This window comes from Bartonella sp. HY038 (assembly GCF_014117425.1).
In the GTDB taxonomy this organism is placed as follows: domain Bacteria; phylum Pseudomonadota; class Alphaproteobacteria; order Rhizobiales; family Rhizobiaceae; genus HY038.
This window is the reverse complement of the sequence record NZ_CP059725.1, coordinates 864,058-880,349: the sequence shown is the minus strand read 5'-3', so window position 1 is coordinate 880,349 and position 16,292 is coordinate 864,058. Positions and strand designations below refer to the sequence as shown.

Below are 16,292 nucleotides of genomic sequence, written 5' to 3'. Positions count from 1 at the left end.
TTATCGTAAAACAGCCTATATCCATAGAAAAAACTTATTTATTCACATATATAAATATATTAATCCTACATTTTCTATCATTATCATGAGAATACACTTAGATCGACCTTTACGCGAACAGGATTTTCTCCATATTTATTAGGACCACTGTCCCCTTTTTTAATTAAAACAATAAGCAGAATAAAGGTCAATATACTAAAAGCAACTTTATAGATATTTATAAAATCGGTTACTCTATACAAATCTAAAAAATCTGGAGTGAATAGCTCGGTCAAAAACCGCATCCATATGGTTATAGCTAGTCCAACTAATATAAGGCTCCACCAACCAGAAAAATTAAGATCGTGCAAACGCCGTACAGTTATTCCAATACGGGGGAAAAATAACACAAGCAAAAATACATTATTTACTATAAACCAACCTAAACCAATGAAATCGCTATGAGCGAATTCCAACCATGAAGCTAAGCATTGTAAGGCAAAAATAAAAATATAGCATAGTACATAAAACAACATGAACCACCAAAATTCAGACCGTGATGCACGCCCAGAAAATTTTAGATATTTTTTAAAAATTGCTGTCCTCACGGCTTGCCAAAACCCCATTAGCCCCCCCCTTTTTTTACAGCAACTCATCCCACCAGTTTTCATATTTTTTATAATAGTCAATATTTGGCAGCCCCTCTTTAATCGCGAAGTTGGATTGGTAATCAAGTTTTTTTAAAAAAATTACCAAAATTTTCAGCCAAAAAATATTTTTCAAAATCTTCAATGTCCTCACCAACATCTGTTGGAGTATAAAATACCTGTCCTGTATTTGAATCAATGTAAATTGGATTTCCTCCACTATCTTGAGAAATAATAATGGCATTTACTAAAAACTGTTGACCTATAGCATCACTCTTAAAAAAATTTGTTTTTGTTTGAATAGTGAAGTGTAATTTATCAAAAGGTTTTTTAACATAAAAAAAATACCTTAGAGTTATCGGAAAATCTACGTAAATAGTCTGTTTATTTGCATATCCTCCATTATAAGTTTTATAAAATTCATAAAACAAATCTGATCCATTAAATGTGCAATTTATTTCGTTAAAAATATCAATATCATCAACAGGAACACCACATTGCTTTAATCTGACACCGTAAAATTTTTCAATTTCCATTTTATGATCCTGTTACTTATATTTTCAAATTTATATTTATTTTCAAGAAAATACTTCGGTATCTATTTTAACCGGCGCAGGATCAGATCCAAACCGATTAGGTCCTTTTGTCCCATTTTTAGTTAAAGTATTAAATAATAAGTAAGCACTAATAGAAAACATTATAACATTCACTGCAGAAATCCAGTGATCTTCTGGTAAATATAAAGAAGGCAGAAATGCAGAAAAAAAAGGAATGTTAAGGCGTAAATAAACAGCAACAAATAATAAAACCCACCAACCAGTCATATTTCTATCATGTAAACGCCGCACTGTTACCGACACCAAGGGGATTATTAACATTAATCCCAAAATAAAACCGCTAAGATCGTTAAGACTAAGCTCTGGTTTTAACCAATCTGCGCGCGCCAATGGTTCCCCCCTAATTGGTGAAGAGAACATAGATCGCGCGATTTTTTTATATAGCCAAACAATGAGTAAAACAAACAGGATATACCACCAAAATTCTGCACGCGACGCACGACCAGAATAATTAAAAAGCTTTGTAACCAAGACCGTTTTAATTGTAGCAAAGGGATTCATTCATAGTTACCTTATTTCCATTCTAATAATGACATTGTTCATGCACTATAATTTAGATTTATTACAGAATAGAATAATAATAAAATTCAATATTTTCTGTGTGTTACACATAAAAACAAAATAATATATTTCCTTTAAGCATGTAAATCCTTTACCATAAAAATCATCAACACAAATATATGTGTTTTGAATTAATTGACACTTTATTTTAGATAGATGACCTCATATTGGTCCAATCCCTTAAAATTTTAACGGTGAGATTTTAATGCTTCATAATTATAAAACACTGGGCACATTACCCAGAATACTGATTTATTGTCTCAGTATTCTGGTATTGTTGGCTGGTATTTACTTCACCATAGCCGGTAGTTACCTTCTTTTTTTAGGAAGCACCACTGGTTATTATCTTGCTCTTGGCATTGCGCTTTTAGTAAGCGGGCTATTAATGATAAAGCTTCGCCCCCTTAGCGTTTGGATATTTGTCCTTATCTTTATTGCAACCGCCATCTGGTCTTATTTAGAATCAGGCCTTAATTATTGGCAAAATTTTCCAGACCTATTCCCTCTTGGTGTTGCTTTATTTCTTGTATTGCTGGCCTATCGCCCGCTCATGCGCGCGCAGGGTCGTGTTGCAAGTAAAGGTTCTTATTTCTTTGCCTTGCTAACGCTTCTTGGCCTAAGTGCAACAATTTATGCATCTTTCAGCCCTAAAAATGTTATTTATAATACCCAAGTTGCGCCTGCCCCTGTACCTGTTACAGCAGAAAACCAGCAAAAGGATTGGAAACATTGGGGTAATGATGATTATGGTAGCCGCTTTGCTGCGCTTGACCAAATCACTCCGGAAAATGTTAACCGTTTAGAAGTTGCATGGACAGCCCATACTGGTGACATTGCCATAAGCACCGGTGCTGGCGCAGAAGACCAGAACACACCATTACAAATTGGTGAAAACCTTTATGTTTGCACACCTTATGGTAAGGTTTTAGCTTTTGATATTGATACAGGTAAAGAAAAATGGACGTTTGACCCCAAAGGGTCCGCACCAACATGGCAACGGTGCCGTGGTCTTGCCTATTTTGAAGAAACCAATGCCAATACAGTGGCAGCAGATGAAAATGGCGATAAATGTTTACGCCGCCTATTTTTACCAACTGGTGACGCGCGTCTTATCGGCATTAATGCCGACACAGGTAAAGCCTGTGAAGGATTTGGCGACAAAGGTATTGTTGATTTAAAAATTGGCATGGGCGAAGTAAAGCCTGGCTATTATCAGCAAACGTCAACCCCACTTCTAGCCGGCGATCTTGTTATTGTTGGTGGCCGCGTTGCTGATAACTTCTCGACTGACGAACCACCAGGGGTTGTTCGTGCTTATTCTGTACATGATGGCAAGCTTGTTTGGGCTTGGGATCCAGGTAATCCTGAAATCACTACTGTGCCGCCAGAAGGCCAAACCTATACACGCGGTACGCCAAATGTGTGGGCAGCAATGTCCTATGATCCAAAGCTTGGCCTTGTTTATTTGCCAACCGGCAATTCAACTCCTGACTTTTGGGCAGGATACCGCACAGAGCTTGACAAAAAATACTCTTCTTCTGTTGTGGCGCTTGACGTAAAAACCGGTAAAGTGCGTTGGCATTATCAATTTGTCCATTATGATATTTGGGATTTTGATACGCCTGCCCAGCCTGTATTGCTTGATGCACCTGATGATAAGGGCAATATCGTCCCTGCCCTATTCCAAGTGACCAAGCAAGGTATGATTTTCTTACTTAACCGTGAGACTGGCGAGCCAATTTCAAAGGTTGAAGAAAGAGCAGTACCCAAAAGCGTAATAGAGCCTGAAAACGCTTCGCCAACACAGCCCTATTCTGTTGGTATGCCATCTTTTGGTAATGATACACTAACCGAAGCAGATATGTGGGGTGCAACCCCATTTGATAAGGTACTTTGCCGCATCAAATTTAAATCTTTACGCCACGAAGGTGTATTCACACCACCTGGCCTTGATTTATCCTTGCAAATGCCAGGCTCTTTGGGTGGCATGAATTGGGGTTCAGTTTCTTACGATCCAACCCTTGGCTATGTGTTTATCAATGATATGCGCCTAGGACTTGCCAATTACCTTGTTGAGCGCAAAGACATTCCAGCCAATGCTTCAGGCATTGAAATGGGTATTGTGCCAATGGACGGCACACCTTTTGGTGCAATGCGCATGCGCTTCTTGTCACCCTTGGGTGTTCCATGCCAAAAGCCACCTTTTGGAACAATGTCTGCCGTTGACTTGAAAACCCGCAAAATCGTTTGGCAAGTTCCAGTTGGCACAGTGCAAGACACCGGCCCAATGAATATGGCGCTTGGTGTTCCCGTACCAATTGGTATGCCGACCCTTGGACCATCATTATCAACCCAATCTGGTCTTGTTTTCTTTGCCGGCACACAAGATTTCTATTTACGTGCCTTTGATAGCCGTACTGGTAAAGAAGTATGGAAAGATCGTTTGCCAGTTGGTAGCCAAGGCGGGCCAATGACTTATGTTTCGCCTAAAACTGGTAAGCAATATATTGTTATTACTGCTGGTGGCGCTCGCCAAAATGCCAAACGCGGCGATTATGTCATTGCCTATAAGCTAAAAGACTAAGTTTATAGCAAATATTTAACAATGAAAGGCCGCTAACGCGGCCTTTTTTTTCGAACATACAAAATTTATTCTGACTACGTCTTAAAAACGTCTATCTTTATATGAAAGCAGTTTTTTGGGAAAAAGATACGCCACTAAAGCAATTGAAAACAAAATAGCTGAAGCATAAAAAAGCGTCATTGCTTGCTCGCTATAAATATCAGCCAATGCACGCAAAAAAACCGCAAAGGTAAGCAAAATAAATGGCGCAACAACCAGTCGATTGACTGATGCTTTTTTAAACTGGTATCGCAAGCAAAGGCGTATCATCACCGTTAGCATCGATATTGCCATAGCGCCTATAGTGATAATGTGAATTGGAAAGAGTGATGGTAAAATTGCAAATCCCGCCAATGCCATAGACAAAAATGCAATGATTATAAATGCGTAACCAAGCACTAATAAGAAGACTAAAATTGGGTAAGGTGGTCTTAAAATTTGCCACCGCACGAGACGTACAATATTGAGTATAGCAGCAGCCAAACCAAAATAAAATTGCGCTAAAAAGCAACAATCACTGACCCAAAGCCCTAGAGCTATTACGCTTACAAAAATGGTGGCACTATCGATTAAACCATGTTTGGGCGGCCCCTCGCCCCTGCCGCAGCCTTGAAATGCAAGACGCATATAAGCAGGGATCATGCGACCACCAACAATAATAATCAACACCGTAAAAGCTGCCACAGCAAGCTTGCAAAAAACGAGAACATCACCATTTTTTATTATTTGATAATGAAAGGTAATATTGGCAATCATAATTATAAATAGCCCGATAAGGACTTTGAAATCTCGCCACTTTTTTGCTTTAATAACTGGAATTGTTAAGCACATAGCAACGCTTGGTAAAAATATACTATCTAATAGACTGACCAAAAATGCAGGTAAAAAACTTGTCAAAATCATAGCACTGCGCCCTAACAACCATAGGGCAAATAGCAATCTTATAAGCCTTGACGAAAAAAGCAATTCACCGGTCCAATTGGGAACAACCGTTAGCAAAAAACCAGCTAGAATAGCGGTGCCAAATCCAAAAAGCATTTCATGGGCATGCCAAAAAAAAGGAGTATAACTCCCAGTTAAATCCACTTCACTGCCAAGAAATGGTAGCCAGAACAGAAAATGCAACGCTCCCCAAAGTGCGCCAAAGGTAAAAAAAGGCTGGTAGGCAAAGGATTTTTTCATAAAACCACCATCCCAAAAGATTTATCAGAAAGCTATCAGCACCACATCAATAGCTATGCTGATAACCAGTTTTAATCTTTAAATCTTAACTAATATTGTTATAAAACAATAGCGCGCTCAACAAATCGCGCACCTTCCAAACCATGAATAAAGCCATTAGCCAAAGGCATATCACCACAGTGATCTGCAATTTTTTGTGTTGCTTCCTCAGCCGATAATTGCCCAGCAATGAGATCATTAAACAAATGCGCGATTGCAACCATATCACAATCTTGTGGCGACAAGCGAAAATGATGAACGCCAATATCAATAAGCGATTGCATTTCATAAGTTAAGGCTTGGCAATTATGCGACATGGTTTGAATACCATTAAGGCTTAAAAAATCTTTGCCATCAAGGGTGCGGATTGGCAATCCATTGGGATCTTCACCGCAGACAAATTGACAATTGTCCTTAATATGACCTTTCGAGCGGGCATGGGCGCAACGCGCAGAGATAGCCAAAGGAAGCCGGCCAAAAGCAAAAACTTCAATATCAGTGACATCTTTGGTTTTTTCAACAATCGTTTTTATTGATTGAAAGGGCAATTCTGGCGGCAAACAAATGCGTTTTGCTCCGCGGCTTGCTAGAAAGCGGGCCGTGGGTGCATTATAAACATTAAGCAATGGACTAATAATATGCTGATGATCGTTTAATAAATTAACCGTTCCAAGGTCATTGACTTCAAAAACACAATCATTACGAGCAAGCACTTTTTTAACGTCTTTGCGTTCACGCTCAAGCGTTACCATAGCAAGGGTGCTGTAAACCACTTTTTTTCCAGCTCTTTGAAGCCGATCCGCAACTTTATCAATAAGCTTATCGGTAAAATGCAAACGTTTAGAACAAATGCTTTCGCCAATACTCACCGAAGTGATTGGCGCTTCATCGGCGATACGATAATAAAAATCGCACCATTTATCAGCATCCCATAAATAATAAACTGGTCCCATGGATAATGATATTTGTCTATTTTTCATCATTTATCTCCACCGTTTTTCATAAGCACCTGAGGTGGTTTGTTGCCCCTCACTTAATGCGCGTAATTTTGATAAATATTGACCACGACTATCGCTATCGGTTTGCAATGCGGCTTTTAATGTAGCAACGACTTGCGCCACATAGGCCTTGCCGCGTTGGCGTCCTTCAATTTTTAACGCACTGACGCCAGCATCGCGCAAAGCGTCAAGATGATCCATCACATCTAATGAAATCGGGTCTTCAAAGGCATAGCCTGGTTCATTAGCAATGGCAAAACGCCCTTTGCAAAGCGTTGGGTAGCCAGCGGCTTCGCCACGCTCAAATCGGTTTATTGTGTAGTCCCCTAAAATAGATAGCATTGCATCACCATCTCGCTCATAACGCACATGACTTGCAGGTGAACAAACACCATTCATATTGGGTGATTTTCCTGTGGCGTAAGATGACAATGAACAACGTCCTTCCGCCATCACGCAAAGACCGCCAAAGGCAAAAACTTCAATTTCGCAATCAATTTGTTTAGCAAGCTTGGCAATATCGCTAATTGTCAAGGTGCGTGGTAAGACAACACGCTTAGCGTTAAATGATGAAACAAGAAAAGCAATAGCATCAACATTGGAGGCGGAAGCCTGCACCGAAACATGGAGGCGTTGTTGTGGATGCTTACGTGTTGCATAATCAAGCAGGCCAATATCAGCTAATATCAATGCATCAGCACCAATTTCTACTGCATCATCAACGCCGCTAAACCAAATATCTTCGGCGCCGGCACGCATAAAAGTGTTTAAAGCAACAAATGTTTGAACATTTTTCTTACGTGCGTAAGCGATTGCATCAGATAATTCTTCACGAGAAAAATTTAAGCCGGGAAAATTGCGGGCATTGGTCTCATCGCGAAAGCCACAATAAACGCAATCGGCACCTGCATCTACCGCTTCAATAAAGGCAGATGGCGTACCTGCAGGACATATTAATTCCATTGCTTTGGCTCCTCTTTTAATAAATGGCGGCGTAAATGCTTAGCCACTTTTTCGGTGATTGGGGCCAATGGGCCACTTAATAGTGACAAATCATGCGGTAAATCTATTTCATTGTCATCAAGGGCATTACGCAAAGCAAGCATTGCTTCCATATCGCCAGTAATCATTACATCGCGCGAAAAAAACAACGCGTCAGCATCAAGCCGCCCTTCGGCCAAAGCAAGCAACAGGCCAAGCGGCCCCTCAACTTCAGCGTCGGCCTTAATATCTTTGCGGTCTTTGAAAAGTTTAATTGATTTTTGTTGCGGGTTGACCACAAACACCAAAGGCATATCGGTTAAAATGAAAGCAAAATTTTTGCTGGCATGTTCGCCAAGGCGATCAAATAATTTGGGGTGGACAAGCAAAATTTGCGAAAAAGCTAAACGCGCTGGCAGGCTTAAAAGCGGTAATGGCAGATGTGAAATGGCATTTTTAAGTGGTGGTGCAAGCTGCATAGCAAACCTCTTTTCGCAAATCATTTGACATGTGGCGCTTCGCGACATAGTGTCGCACAAAATTGCGTCATTATGTCGCAGATACCATGAATATATATCAAGCGCCAGTGCAAGAAGTGGATTTTTTTTGATGAAAACCGTTTCAAATTTAAAAGTTTTTCTAAAGCAGCAACTTAAGCGAATTATTTTTCTAATGCCTAAATTGGTGCCGTTTATGTTTATGCAGCTGATTTTGCCCCATCAGGAAAAAGCCCATGCATGACTTAAACGCCTTTATAAAGCTTCTTGAGTCGCGCAATTTGTTAAAACGCATCAAGCGTCCAGTTTCAATTCGACATGAAATGACCGAAATCCATAAACGTGTTTTGGAAAAGCATGGCCCTGCTCTATTGTTTGAAAAACCAATAAATGAACACGGTGTCATTTCAAAAATCCCAGTCCTCACCAACCTATTTGGCACAGTAGAGCGCGTGGCACTAGGCCTTGGCATTGAAAAAAAATCCCTCCCTGATCTTGGTCAAAGCCTATCGGATTTGCGCGAGCCAAGTGGTATTTCTTCACTTTCCGATCTTTGGAAAAAATTGCCAATGGCGCGTTCTGTCCTTTCCATGCGCACCAAAACCAAGCGAAGTGCTCCCTGCCAAGAAATTATATTAACTGGTGATGATATTGATTTGGGAGTTTTGCCAATTCAGACCTGTTGGCCAGATGAGCCCGCCCCTTTGGTAACTTGGCCTTTGGTAATGACTGTTGATCCTGATAATCGCAATGATGTTAATCTTGGAGTTTATCGCCTACAAAAACTCGACAATAGCCATCTTATCATGCGTTGGCTTGCGCATCGCGGCGGCGCCAAGCACCATCACAAATGGCAAAAGCAACAACGCGATATGCCGGTTGCCATTATCATTGGCGCTGACCCTGCGCTTATTTTATCTGCGGTCATGCCCTTACCTGAAACCATGAGTGAGGTTGCATTTTCTGGACTTTTACGCAAAAGCCCAACGGATCTTGTGCAAGCTAAAACTGTACCCTTAATGGTACCAACGCAAGCTGAGATTATTATTGAAGGTTATGTATCACATAAGAATACCGCAAATGAAGGGCCTTATGGCGATCATACAGGTTACTATAACGCAGTTGAACCTTTTCCTATTATGGAAATTACCGCCATTACCATGCGCGAAAGCCCCATTTACCTTTCCACCTATACAGGCAGACCGCCCGATGAACCCTCGCGCATAGGTGAAGCCCTCAACCAATTATTCGTTCCATTAGTTAAAAAGCAATTTCCTGAAATTACCGATATTTGGTTACCACCAGAAGCCTGCTCCTATCGCGCGATTATTGTTGCCATTGATAAGCGTTATGCAGGCCAAGCCAAACGTGTAATGCTTGGGCTTTGGGGCATGTTGCCGCAATTTAATTACACCAAGCTAATGATTGCCGTTGATCCTGATATTGATATTCGCAATTGGGATGATGTAATTTGGGCTTTATCCACCCGATTTGATCCAAGCCGTGACACCACTATTTTAGATAATATGCCGATTGATTATTTGGACTTTGCTTCACCAATGGAAGGGCTTGGCGGCAAAATGGCCTTAGATGCCACCAATAAAATTAAAGGCGAAACCACCCGTGAATGGGGCAAAGTTTTAAAAATGCCCGATGAGGTAAAGTCAAAAGTTGATGCCTATTGGAAAGATCTTGGTCTATGATGAATGAACCTCAAAACATCCGCATTGTCGTTGCCATCACTGGTGCATCAGGTGCCGCTATTGGTTTAAAAATTATTGATTATCTTCATGCCGAAAAGCATATTGATTTGCACGTCGTTGTTTCTCCATCTGCACAAAGAACAATAGAAACCGAAGTTTCAAAAGAAAAGTTGCAAAAATATAAGCAATTACAAACCAATTGTAAGAGCAATATAATTTTTCATGATTACCACAATATTGGGGCAAGCATCGCTAGCGGCTCATTTAAAACTGCCGCAATGATCATTGCTCCCTGCTCGATGCACAGCCTAGCAGCAATCGCTAATGGTCTTGCGGATAATCTCATTATACGGGCGGCAGATGTTCATTTAAAAGAACGGCGGCGGCTCATCTTATTGGCGCGCGAAACCCCGCTTCATCTTGGGCATTTGCGCAATATGGTGCAAGTGACTGAAATGGGTGGAATTATCATGCCACCAATACCGCCATTTTATCACAAGCCACAAACCATTGATGATATTGTTAATGATCTTGCCCTTCGCGCAATAAGTCTTACCAATATATCGATCAGCGCAAAGGCAAAAGAATGGTTTGATGAATAAGATTTAAACTATCACCATGTGCAGCTATTTTGGCTAAAAAACACCAATGCGGCGATATTGTAATTCGTCATTGCTTTGTGATGCTTTTAGCCCCAATTCTACCATTTGTTGATGTAAAGGCGAGCGAATACAGGCCGGATCAACCTCATTAGCATTACCAGCAAGGGCAAGGGCTTGGCAACGACAGCCACCATAATCCAACTCTTTACGTTCGCAAGAACGGCAAGGCTCACTCATCCAATCATCGCCACGATAGGCATTAAAAGCGGATGAATGAAGCCAAATATCGTTTAATGATTTTTCGCCAAATCGATCAAATTGCAAGGTTTTAATCGTCATTGCGGCATGGCACGGCAAAATTGTACAATCAGGCGTTGCCACAAAAGCATCTCTTGCCCAACCGCCCATGCAGGGCTTGGGATAATCGGCAAAATAATCAGGAATAACATAATCTATATTTAAAATACCACGCAAAGCCTCACGTAAATGAGCGACCATATCCATTTGTCGTTCAAAATCTTCGCGTTTTGGCATTAAAGCACCGCGGTTAAGCAGCGCCCAACCGGAATATTGCACATTGGCAATTTCCAGCCGTTCCGCACCAAGTCTTAAAGCAAGTTTTACATAATCATCTAATTGATCGATATTATGGCGATGAATGGGAGCATTGATAGTTAAAGGCAATTGCAATTCGCGCACTTTTTGTGCCGTTTTCATTTTTTGCTCAAAACCACCTTTTAAATGGCCGATGAGCTCGGTGGTGGCGCTATCGGTGCCTTGTACCGAAAGCTGAACATGGTCAAGCCCAGCTTCAACTAAGGCTGGCAATTGTTTTTCTGCACCGCCTACCCCAGCAGTTATCAAATTGCTATAAATATCGCGAGCTTTGAGTGCTGCCACCAATTGCGGTAAATCCTTACGCAAGGTTGGCTCACCACCAGAAAGATGCACTTGTAATAACCCCATATCGGCTGCTTCATTAAATAACGCAGTCCAGCGCGCTGTATCGCATTCGCGATCAGCTTTCATCAATTCTAAAGGGTTGGAACAATAAGGGCATTGTAGCGGACAACGATAGGTCAACTCCGCCAACATGCTGATCGGTGGTAAAATTGTCTGATTCATAATTTCAATAATAACTGATCCGACCAGCTTTGTAAAAATTCTATGACATCGGCCATTACTTCATCCAATGGCGCTTCATATTGATTTGCCAATTGAGTTGCAATGTCAGACACGTTTTTTTTACCATTGCACAGATTTAAAATTTCTAAAGCAATTTCATCAGGCCAAAGGATTTTTTCTGGTGACAACAAGGCCAGCGCCTCCCTTACAGGATCATAGCGCATGCGAACATGCGCCATCAATTGCGGCTTACTCTTTGCATTTACAACTTGCCTTGACTTTTTAACTTCCGCCAGAACATGTAACATCTAATTGCCTGTTAGTACCCCTATAAAAGCACCTGGCGGAATATGGCCTTTTTCACCATAGGCATGTTGTAATGCATCTAACATCGCCCATAGGATATCAGTTTTAAACAACAATGCGTCAATTACTTGCTGTTGTTTTTCAGGCGTATTGGCATGCTTTTTTACATAGGCTAAAGCAAAATCAGAATCTTTTGGCGCTTGTGTCAAACGCGGCTTAAAATAGGCCAAAGTTTCTTCACTGATGAAAGAATATTTGGCGAGCATGCCAGGAACGCGCTCTGATATAATCAATGGCGAGAAAAGCTCGGTTAAGGAAGACGCTACCGCTTCAAGCAGGGTTTTATCACGGCAAAACTCAATATATGCACCAACGGCAAATTTCGTAGCAGCTAAAGCCTGCCTTTGGCTTTTAACCACCTCTTCGTCAAGACCAAGACCCGTTGCTAATTTTAACCAGCGTGATATGCCACCATCTTTACCATTCGTGCCATCGTGATCTTCAATGCGACTACGCCATTCGGCACGAAACTCCGGATCATTAGAGCGCATTAAAATAGCGGCATCCTTGCGTGGAATAGCGGCCTGATAGCAATAGCGGTTTAAGGCCCAAGCTTGCAATTCAAGTTTAGACATATTTCCCGCCATCATATAATGGTGATGTGGGTGGTTGATATGATAACGCTCATGGCCAATTTGGCGTAAAACCGCTTCTAATTCACTCTCGCTAAGGCCGTTTTGTGCAATATCATGATAATCAGTCATAGGGCTAACTCCATTCCGTCAAAAGCAATTTCCCAACCGGCCTTTTCTACCAAAGCACGCTCAGGCGATGATGCATTTAGCACCGGATTACTATTATTAATATGAACAAAAATTTTGCGCTTTATTGCAACATCCTGCCACGCTGCGATAGAGCCCAATTCACCACTCATGGAAATATGACCCATTCTTGCACCTGTTTTAGGCCCAAGCCCTGCCTTTACCATTTCATCATCTTGATAAAGCGTACCATCAAACAGCAAAATATCAGCTTTACCAGCCTTCATCTTCATAAGATTTGTGACACTTGCTGCCCCTGGAATATATAAAAGACTGTTATCACTGTCCTTCTCATAAATTTTCAAAGCAACCGTATCGCCCTCTTGCGAGCCAAAATTGAGCTGCATTGGGTCTTCCATAAACAGTGCTACTTTTCCAGGAACCGAAAATATTTCAATTTCTACGTTAAGGGATTTTCCCTCACAATCAGGCAAGGTAACTAGACCGCTATTGGGTAAAACTTTTCTCTGTACAACATCACGATCCAGCACATTAAAGATCGGGTTTTCGTTTAAAACAGTCATAACCCGTTTTGTCGCATAAAGCACAAAGGGTTGGCGTTCACGCAAGGTCAACAAGCCAGCAATATGGTCAACATCGGCATTGGTTAAAACAACCGCAGCAATAGGCGAATTGCGTAATTCACCATCAGCATGGGGATGTAATTCTGGTGTTTGATTAATTTGTTGGCGCAAATCTGGGGAAGCATTAAAAAGCACCCACCGCTTTTGATCACTAGATGCGATAAGGCTCGATTGAGTACGCGGCAAATAATTGGCATTTTTTGTGCGAGCGTTGCGGCTTAATGGATAATTACAATTCCATTGCGGAAAACCACCGCCAGCAGCCGAGCCAATAATTTTAAAAAACATTAAATAATCCAATTAAACATAAATAACATATAAACTATTAAAAAAAATGTTGGCGCGTCCACAATATTTAAGACAAAGCGCCAACATCCATATCACTATAAAATACAAAGCAATCAGCGCTTTGTTGCTACCTGTGCAGGTAAATAACGTGAAATTTCCATACCGGCTGCAACTTGGCACATAGTTGGCTTTGCCCATGCTTTTTTCATAAAAATCTCCTTTTCTGGTGGAAAATATTGATCATCAGCATGAATGCTGCAAATCGCGGCATCTGCCATTCGCAAGGAATATGACAGTTTTTTATTATCGCGTCATTAAAAATATCTCGTTTCAACTTAATTTTACTATTAGTTTTAAAGAGTTATAAAAAGGCGCTATTTTTTAACAATACAAATTATAAAATCATACAATAAATCAGATTTTGTTGCCTTGATAAGACAGCATTAAAAGACATTATTATTCTAGTGCGATGATATAAATCATTATTCGCATGATGACATATGGCGTAAGGAGCAAATATGTATGTTAAATAAGGCCATATTGACGTTTTAGAGATGCTCTTTCAACCTTGGCATCAAATCTACAAAATTGCTTGGCTTTTGTCTGCTATCAAGCTGGCCTTGCAATATGCCTTTCCAAGCATCTTTACAAGCACCAGGTGAGCCAGGCAAACAAAAAACAAAAGTTGCATTAATTAAACCAGCAACAGCTCGTGACTGCACGGTAACACTGCCAATAGTACCAAAAGAAACTATATGGAAAAGGGTTGAAAAACCATCCATTCGCTTATCGAATAAAGGCTCGATTGCTTCGGGAGTAATATCACGGCCTGTAAACCCTGTACCGCCAGTTGTGATGATGATTTGAATGGAATCATCCATCGCCCATTTTGTAACCTGCGCTCTAATATCATCAATTTCATCGCGAACAATTGCCCGCTCTGCCAAAACATGACCAGATTTTTGCAAATTTTCCACTAAGATATCACCAGAGCGGTCATCTAACGGTTTGCGTGTATCAGAAATAGTGAGGACTGCAATAGTAAGGGGCGTAAAGCTTAAGGTTTCATCTATCCAGGTACTCATGTTGAGGCTTTCTAAAATTTAACAACACATATAAATATCGCTTAAATAGCAGTTCTTTCATGAAATGTCTAAATGACACATTCTCATCATCTATCCATCTGTCGCGCCTTAAGCTTAAAATTTCTACCGATTGTAATTTTAATCTTATAATCTATATATTCAAAAGGCATTATAAATGTGTTCATAGAACTGAAAAATCGAGCTAATATAAAACCTCTTATAAAAGACCAAACTTTATGCTAGTGAAGCATTACTTACAATATGTTCGACTCGCATAACCGCCTTGCTACCAATAATTTAAGCTAACTTTGTCTATTGGCTACAAAATTGACAATTCGTAATAAAGGTTAATTTTGGTATAAAAGGCTATTTTAAAATGTCGCACTTCATTGTTTTAAAAATTGAAAAATTGGATTTAAATTGTTTATAATTTCAAACCACAAATTTGATGAAGAATAAAGAAGATGCTGTTTCGCCGTCGTTATCCAGCAAATCTTCGTGAACGAGTGCGCCTATCCGTTTGGCCGCGCCGCTCATTTAACCGTTCTTTTCGTTATTTTGGCAAACGCATTTTGCGTTTCTCGGGTTCACCCCATGCAATTGCATTGGGATTTGCAATTGGTATTTACTCCTCATGCACACCATTTATCGGCTTGCATATTTTTATTGCTATAATTTTTGCATGGATATTAAAAGCTAATATTCCAGCCGCAGCTATTGGTACAGCCTTTGCAACACCTTTTATTCCTGCTTTTTTTGCGTCAACCTATGCTGTAGGACGCATGGTAATGCAAGCAAGCGGCAATGATGTTGCACTGTCTTTTGAAGAATTTTCACACCATTTAAGAACATGGAATTTCATCGAATTATGGGATGTTTTTATCCAGCTTTTGGTAGGCTCGGCATTAATTGGTGCTATTTGTGCAACAATAAGTTATACTGCGGTTTATTGGCTAACATTTCGTTTCCGTAAAAGACAAGCAGAGCGCCGTGCTGATAAAATACGTGCAAAGCAAATGACAGGCTTTGACGAGATAAAGGCGTTTCCAGAGGATTACTTGCCATGATTATCGGTATCGGGAATGATATTATTGACATAAGACGGGTGGAAAAAGTTTTAGAACGCCATGGACAGCGTTTTATAAACCGTGTTTTCACCGATATTGAGCAGAAAAAATCTGAAGGGCGTAAACAACGCATTGCATCATATGCCAAGCGCTTTGCCGCCAAGGAAGCCTGCGCCAAAGCCCTTGGCACTGGCATATCACGCGGAGTGTGGTGGAAAGACATGGGTGTTATTAACCTGCCATCTGGTAAGCCAACAATTAACTTAACTGGAAATGCAACAAATTTTTTACAAAAACTTCTACCAGCTGGCCATGAAGCAGTGATACACCTTACTATAACCGATGACTTTCCTTGGGCTCAAGCATTTGTAATAATTGAGGCGGTTCCTTCGACTGATAGCAATATAAAAAGTTAAAAAAATTTATAACTTTTTTAACTTAATTTACTCTGCATTACATGCTAAACCAACAAAAATAACATTAGTTGAAAATAAAATTATTTTATTAAAAATCATGTGTGATTGACAGCTAAGCATTCGACTTTTTCAAGGTATATGAAATGCTTTATTGGTATAAACAAGAGCGGA

The 16,292-nt window shown here is 40.4% G+C and carries 18 protein-coding genes; 6 read left to right on the top strand and 12 right to left on the bottom strand.

Annotated features, from left to right (window positions below; translation table 11 throughout):
* Positions 1-83 precede the first annotated feature (83 nt).
* Genes H3299_RS03700 through H3299_RS03690 form a run of 3 tightly spaced genes read right to left on the bottom strand, consistent with a single transcriptional unit; the run spans position 84 to position 1,744 of the window.
* Positions 84-668 carry a DUF805 domain-containing protein gene (locus tag H3299_RS03700; RefSeq protein WP_182418971.1) on the bottom strand — a complete coding sequence of 195 codons (585 nt, stop codon included), beginning with the start codon at positions 666-668 and terminating at the stop codon, positions 84-86.
* A 41-nt stretch (positions 669-709) separates the two neighbouring features.
* The gene (locus H3299_RS03695) at positions 710-1,162 is read right to left on the bottom strand and encodes an SMI1/KNR4 family protein (protein WP_182418970.1); all 453 of its coding nucleotides are present in this window, start codon (positions 1,160-1,162) and stop codon (positions 710-712) included.
* A gap of 42 nt (positions 1,163-1,204) precedes the next feature.
* Positions 1,205-1,744, bottom strand: coding sequence for a DUF805 domain-containing protein (locus H3299_RS03690; protein ID WP_182418969.1), 540 nt, complete (start codon positions 1,742-1,744; stop codon positions 1,205-1,207).
* A gap of 265 nt (positions 1,745-2,009) precedes the next feature.
* Between H3299_RS03690 and H3299_RS03685 the strand changes: the two genes are divergently transcribed.
* Positions 2,010-4,388 carry a membrane-bound PQQ-dependent dehydrogenase, glucose/quinate/shikimate family gene (locus H3299_RS03685; RefSeq protein WP_182418968.1) on the top strand — a complete coding sequence of 793 codons (2,379 nt, stop codon included), beginning with the start codon at positions 2,010-2,012 and terminating at the stop codon, positions 4,386-4,388.
* 81 nt (positions 4,389-4,469) lie between these two features.
* Here H3299_RS03685 and H3299_RS03680 read toward each other — a convergent pair whose 3' ends face one another.
* From H3299_RS03680 to H3299_RS03665, 4 genes are all read right to left on the bottom strand, one after another.
* Positions 4,470-5,609: an NnrS family protein gene (locus H3299_RS03680; protein WP_182418967.1), complete on the bottom strand. Its 1,140-nt coding sequence runs from the start codon at positions 5,607-5,609 to the stop codon at positions 4,470-4,472.
* A gap of 98 nt (positions 5,610-5,707) precedes the next feature.
* The gene (locus tag H3299_RS03675; protein ID WP_371739772.1) at positions 5,708-6,631 is read right to left on the bottom strand and encodes a U32 family peptidase; all 924 of its coding nucleotides are present in this window, start codon (positions 6,629-6,631) and stop codon (positions 5,708-5,710) included.
* Positions 6,632-7,609, bottom strand: a complete 978-nt coding sequence (locus tag H3299_RS03670; protein WP_182418966.1) for a peptidase U32 family protein — start codon at positions 7,607-7,609, stop codon at positions 6,632-6,634.
* Positions 7,600-8,106: an SCP2 domain-containing protein gene (locus H3299_RS03665; RefSeq protein ID WP_182418965.1), complete on the bottom strand. Its 507-nt coding sequence runs from the start codon at positions 8,104-8,106 to the stop codon at positions 7,600-7,602. Before H3299_RS03665 ends, H3299_RS03670 begins: the two co-directional genes overlap by 10 nt.
* A 130-nt stretch (positions 8,107-8,236) precedes the next feature.
* Between H3299_RS03665 and H3299_RS15710 the strand changes: the two genes are divergently transcribed.
* The 3 genes from H3299_RS15710 to H3299_RS03655 are packed head-to-tail and all read left to right on the top strand — an operon-like array spanning position 8,237 to position 10,429.
* On the top strand, positions 8,237-8,368 hold the full coding sequence (locus H3299_RS15710) for a hypothetical protein (RefSeq protein WP_256434231.1): 132 nt from the start codon (positions 8,237-8,239) through the stop codon (positions 8,366-8,368).
* Complete coding sequence (locus H3299_RS03660) at positions 8,361-9,827, top strand: UbiD family decarboxylase (protein ID WP_182418964.1); 1,467 nt, start codon at positions 8,361-8,363, stop codon at positions 9,825-9,827. The genes H3299_RS15710 and H3299_RS03660 overlap by 8 nt, the downstream gene beginning before the upstream one ends.
* On the top strand, positions 9,824-10,429 hold the full coding sequence (locus tag H3299_RS03655) for a UbiX family flavin prenyltransferase (RefSeq protein ID WP_246708131.1): 606 nt from the start codon (positions 9,824-9,826) through the stop codon (positions 10,427-10,429). Before H3299_RS03660 ends, H3299_RS03655 begins: the two co-directional genes overlap by 4 nt.
* A gap of 33 nt (positions 10,430-10,462) precedes the next feature.
* Here the strand turns inward: H3299_RS03655 and pqqE are convergent, their stop codons facing one another.
* From pqqE to moaB, 5 genes are all read right to left on the bottom strand, one after another.
* Complete coding sequence (pqqE, locus tag H3299_RS03650; RefSeq protein WP_371739830.1) at positions 10,463-11,563, bottom strand: pyrroloquinoline quinone biosynthesis protein PqqE; 1,101 nt, start codon at positions 11,561-11,563, stop codon at positions 10,463-10,465.
* On the bottom strand, positions 11,551-11,862 hold the full coding sequence (pqqD, locus tag H3299_RS03645) for a pyrroloquinoline quinone biosynthesis peptide chaperone PqqD (RefSeq protein WP_182418962.1): 312 nt from the start codon (positions 11,860-11,862) through the stop codon (positions 11,551-11,553). Before pqqD ends, pqqE begins: the two co-directional genes overlap by 13 nt.
* The gene (pqqC, locus tag H3299_RS03640; protein ID WP_182418961.1) at positions 11,863-12,624 is read right to left on the bottom strand and encodes a pyrroloquinoline-quinone synthase PqqC; all 762 of its coding nucleotides are present in this window, start codon (positions 12,622-12,624) and stop codon (positions 11,863-11,865) included. It abuts the gene before it with no gap.
* Positions 12,621-13,553, bottom strand: coding sequence for a pyrroloquinoline quinone biosynthesis protein PqqB (gene pqqB / locus H3299_RS03635; protein ID WP_182418960.1), 933 nt, complete (start codon positions 13,551-13,553; stop codon positions 12,621-12,623). The genes pqqC and pqqB overlap by 4 nt, the downstream gene beginning before the upstream one ends.
* Positions 13,554-14,101: 548 nt before the next feature.
* The gene (moaB, locus tag H3299_RS03625) at positions 14,102-14,638 is read right to left on the bottom strand and encodes a molybdenum cofactor biosynthesis protein B (protein WP_182418958.1); all 537 of its coding nucleotides are present in this window, start codon (positions 14,636-14,638) and stop codon (positions 14,102-14,104) included.
* Between the two features lie 464 nt (positions 14,639-15,102).
* Here moaB and H3299_RS03620 point away from each other — a divergent pair, with 464 nt between their 5' ends.
* Complete coding sequence (locus tag H3299_RS03620; RefSeq protein ID WP_182418957.1) at positions 15,103-15,705, top strand: DUF2062 domain-containing protein; 603 nt, start codon at positions 15,103-15,105, stop codon at positions 15,703-15,705.
* Complete coding sequence (gene acpS, locus H3299_RS03615) at positions 15,702-16,121, top strand: holo-ACP synthase (protein ID WP_182418956.1); 420 nt, start codon at positions 15,702-15,704, stop codon at positions 16,119-16,121. Before H3299_RS03620 ends, acpS begins: the two co-directional genes overlap by 4 nt.
* Positions 16,122-16,292: the final 171 nt, after the last annotated feature.

Coding starts and splice junctions, on each gene's coding strand:
- H3299_RS03695 (WP_182418970.1), bottom strand. CDS start 1,162: ATGGAAATTGAAAAATTTTACGGTGTCAGATTAAAGCAATGTGGTGTT.
- H3299_RS03690 (WP_182418969.1), bottom strand. CDS start 1,744: ATGAATCCCTTTGCTACAATTAAAACGGTCTTGGTTACAAAGCTTTTT.
- H3299_RS03685 (WP_182418968.1), top strand. CDS start 2,010: ATGCTTCATAATTATAAAACACTGGGCACATTACCCAGAATACTGATT.
- H3299_RS03680 (WP_182418967.1), bottom strand. CDS start 5,609: ATGAAAAAATCCTTTGCCTACCAGCCTTTTTTTACCTTTGGCGCACTT.
- H3299_RS03675 (WP_371739772.1), bottom strand. CDS start 6,631: ATGATGAAAAATAGACAAATATCATTATCCATGGGACCAGTTTATTAT.
- H3299_RS03670 (WP_182418966.1), bottom strand. CDS start 7,609: ATGGAATTAATATGTCCTGCAGGTACGCCATCTGCCTTTATTGAAGCG.
- H3299_RS03665 (WP_182418965.1), bottom strand. CDS start 8,106: ATGCAGCTTGCACCACCACTTAAAAATGCCATTTCACATCTGCCATTA.
- H3299_RS15710 (WP_256434231.1), top strand. CDS start 8,237: ATGAAAACCGTTTCAAATTTAAAAGTTTTTCTAAAGCAGCAACTTAAG.
- H3299_RS03660 (WP_182418964.1), top strand. CDS start 8,361: ATGCATGACTTAAACGCCTTTATAAAGCTTCTTGAGTCGCGCAATTTG.
- H3299_RS03655 (WP_246708131.1), top strand. CDS start 9,824: ATGATGAATGAACCTCAAAACATCCGCATTGTCGTTGCCATCACTGGT.
- pqqD (WP_182418962.1), bottom strand. CDS start 11,862: ATGTTACATGTTCTGGCGGAAGTTAAAAAGTCAAGGCAAGTTGTAAAT.
- pqqC (WP_182418961.1), bottom strand. CDS start 12,624: ATGACTGATTATCATGATATTGCACAAAACGGCCTTAGCGAGAGTGAA.
- pqqB (WP_182418960.1), bottom strand. CDS start 13,553: ATGTTTTTTAAAATTATTGGCTCGGCTGCTGGCGGTGGTTTTCCGCAA.
- moaB (WP_182418958.1), bottom strand. CDS start 14,638: ATGAGTACCTGGATAGATGAAACCTTAAGCTTTACGCCCCTTACTATT.
- H3299_RS03620 (WP_182418957.1), top strand. CDS start 15,103: ATGCTGTTTCGCCGTCGTTATCCAGCAAATCTTCGTGAACGAGTGCGC.
- acpS (WP_182418956.1), top strand. CDS start 15,702: ATGATTATCGGTATCGGGAATGATATTATTGACATAAGACGGGTGGAA.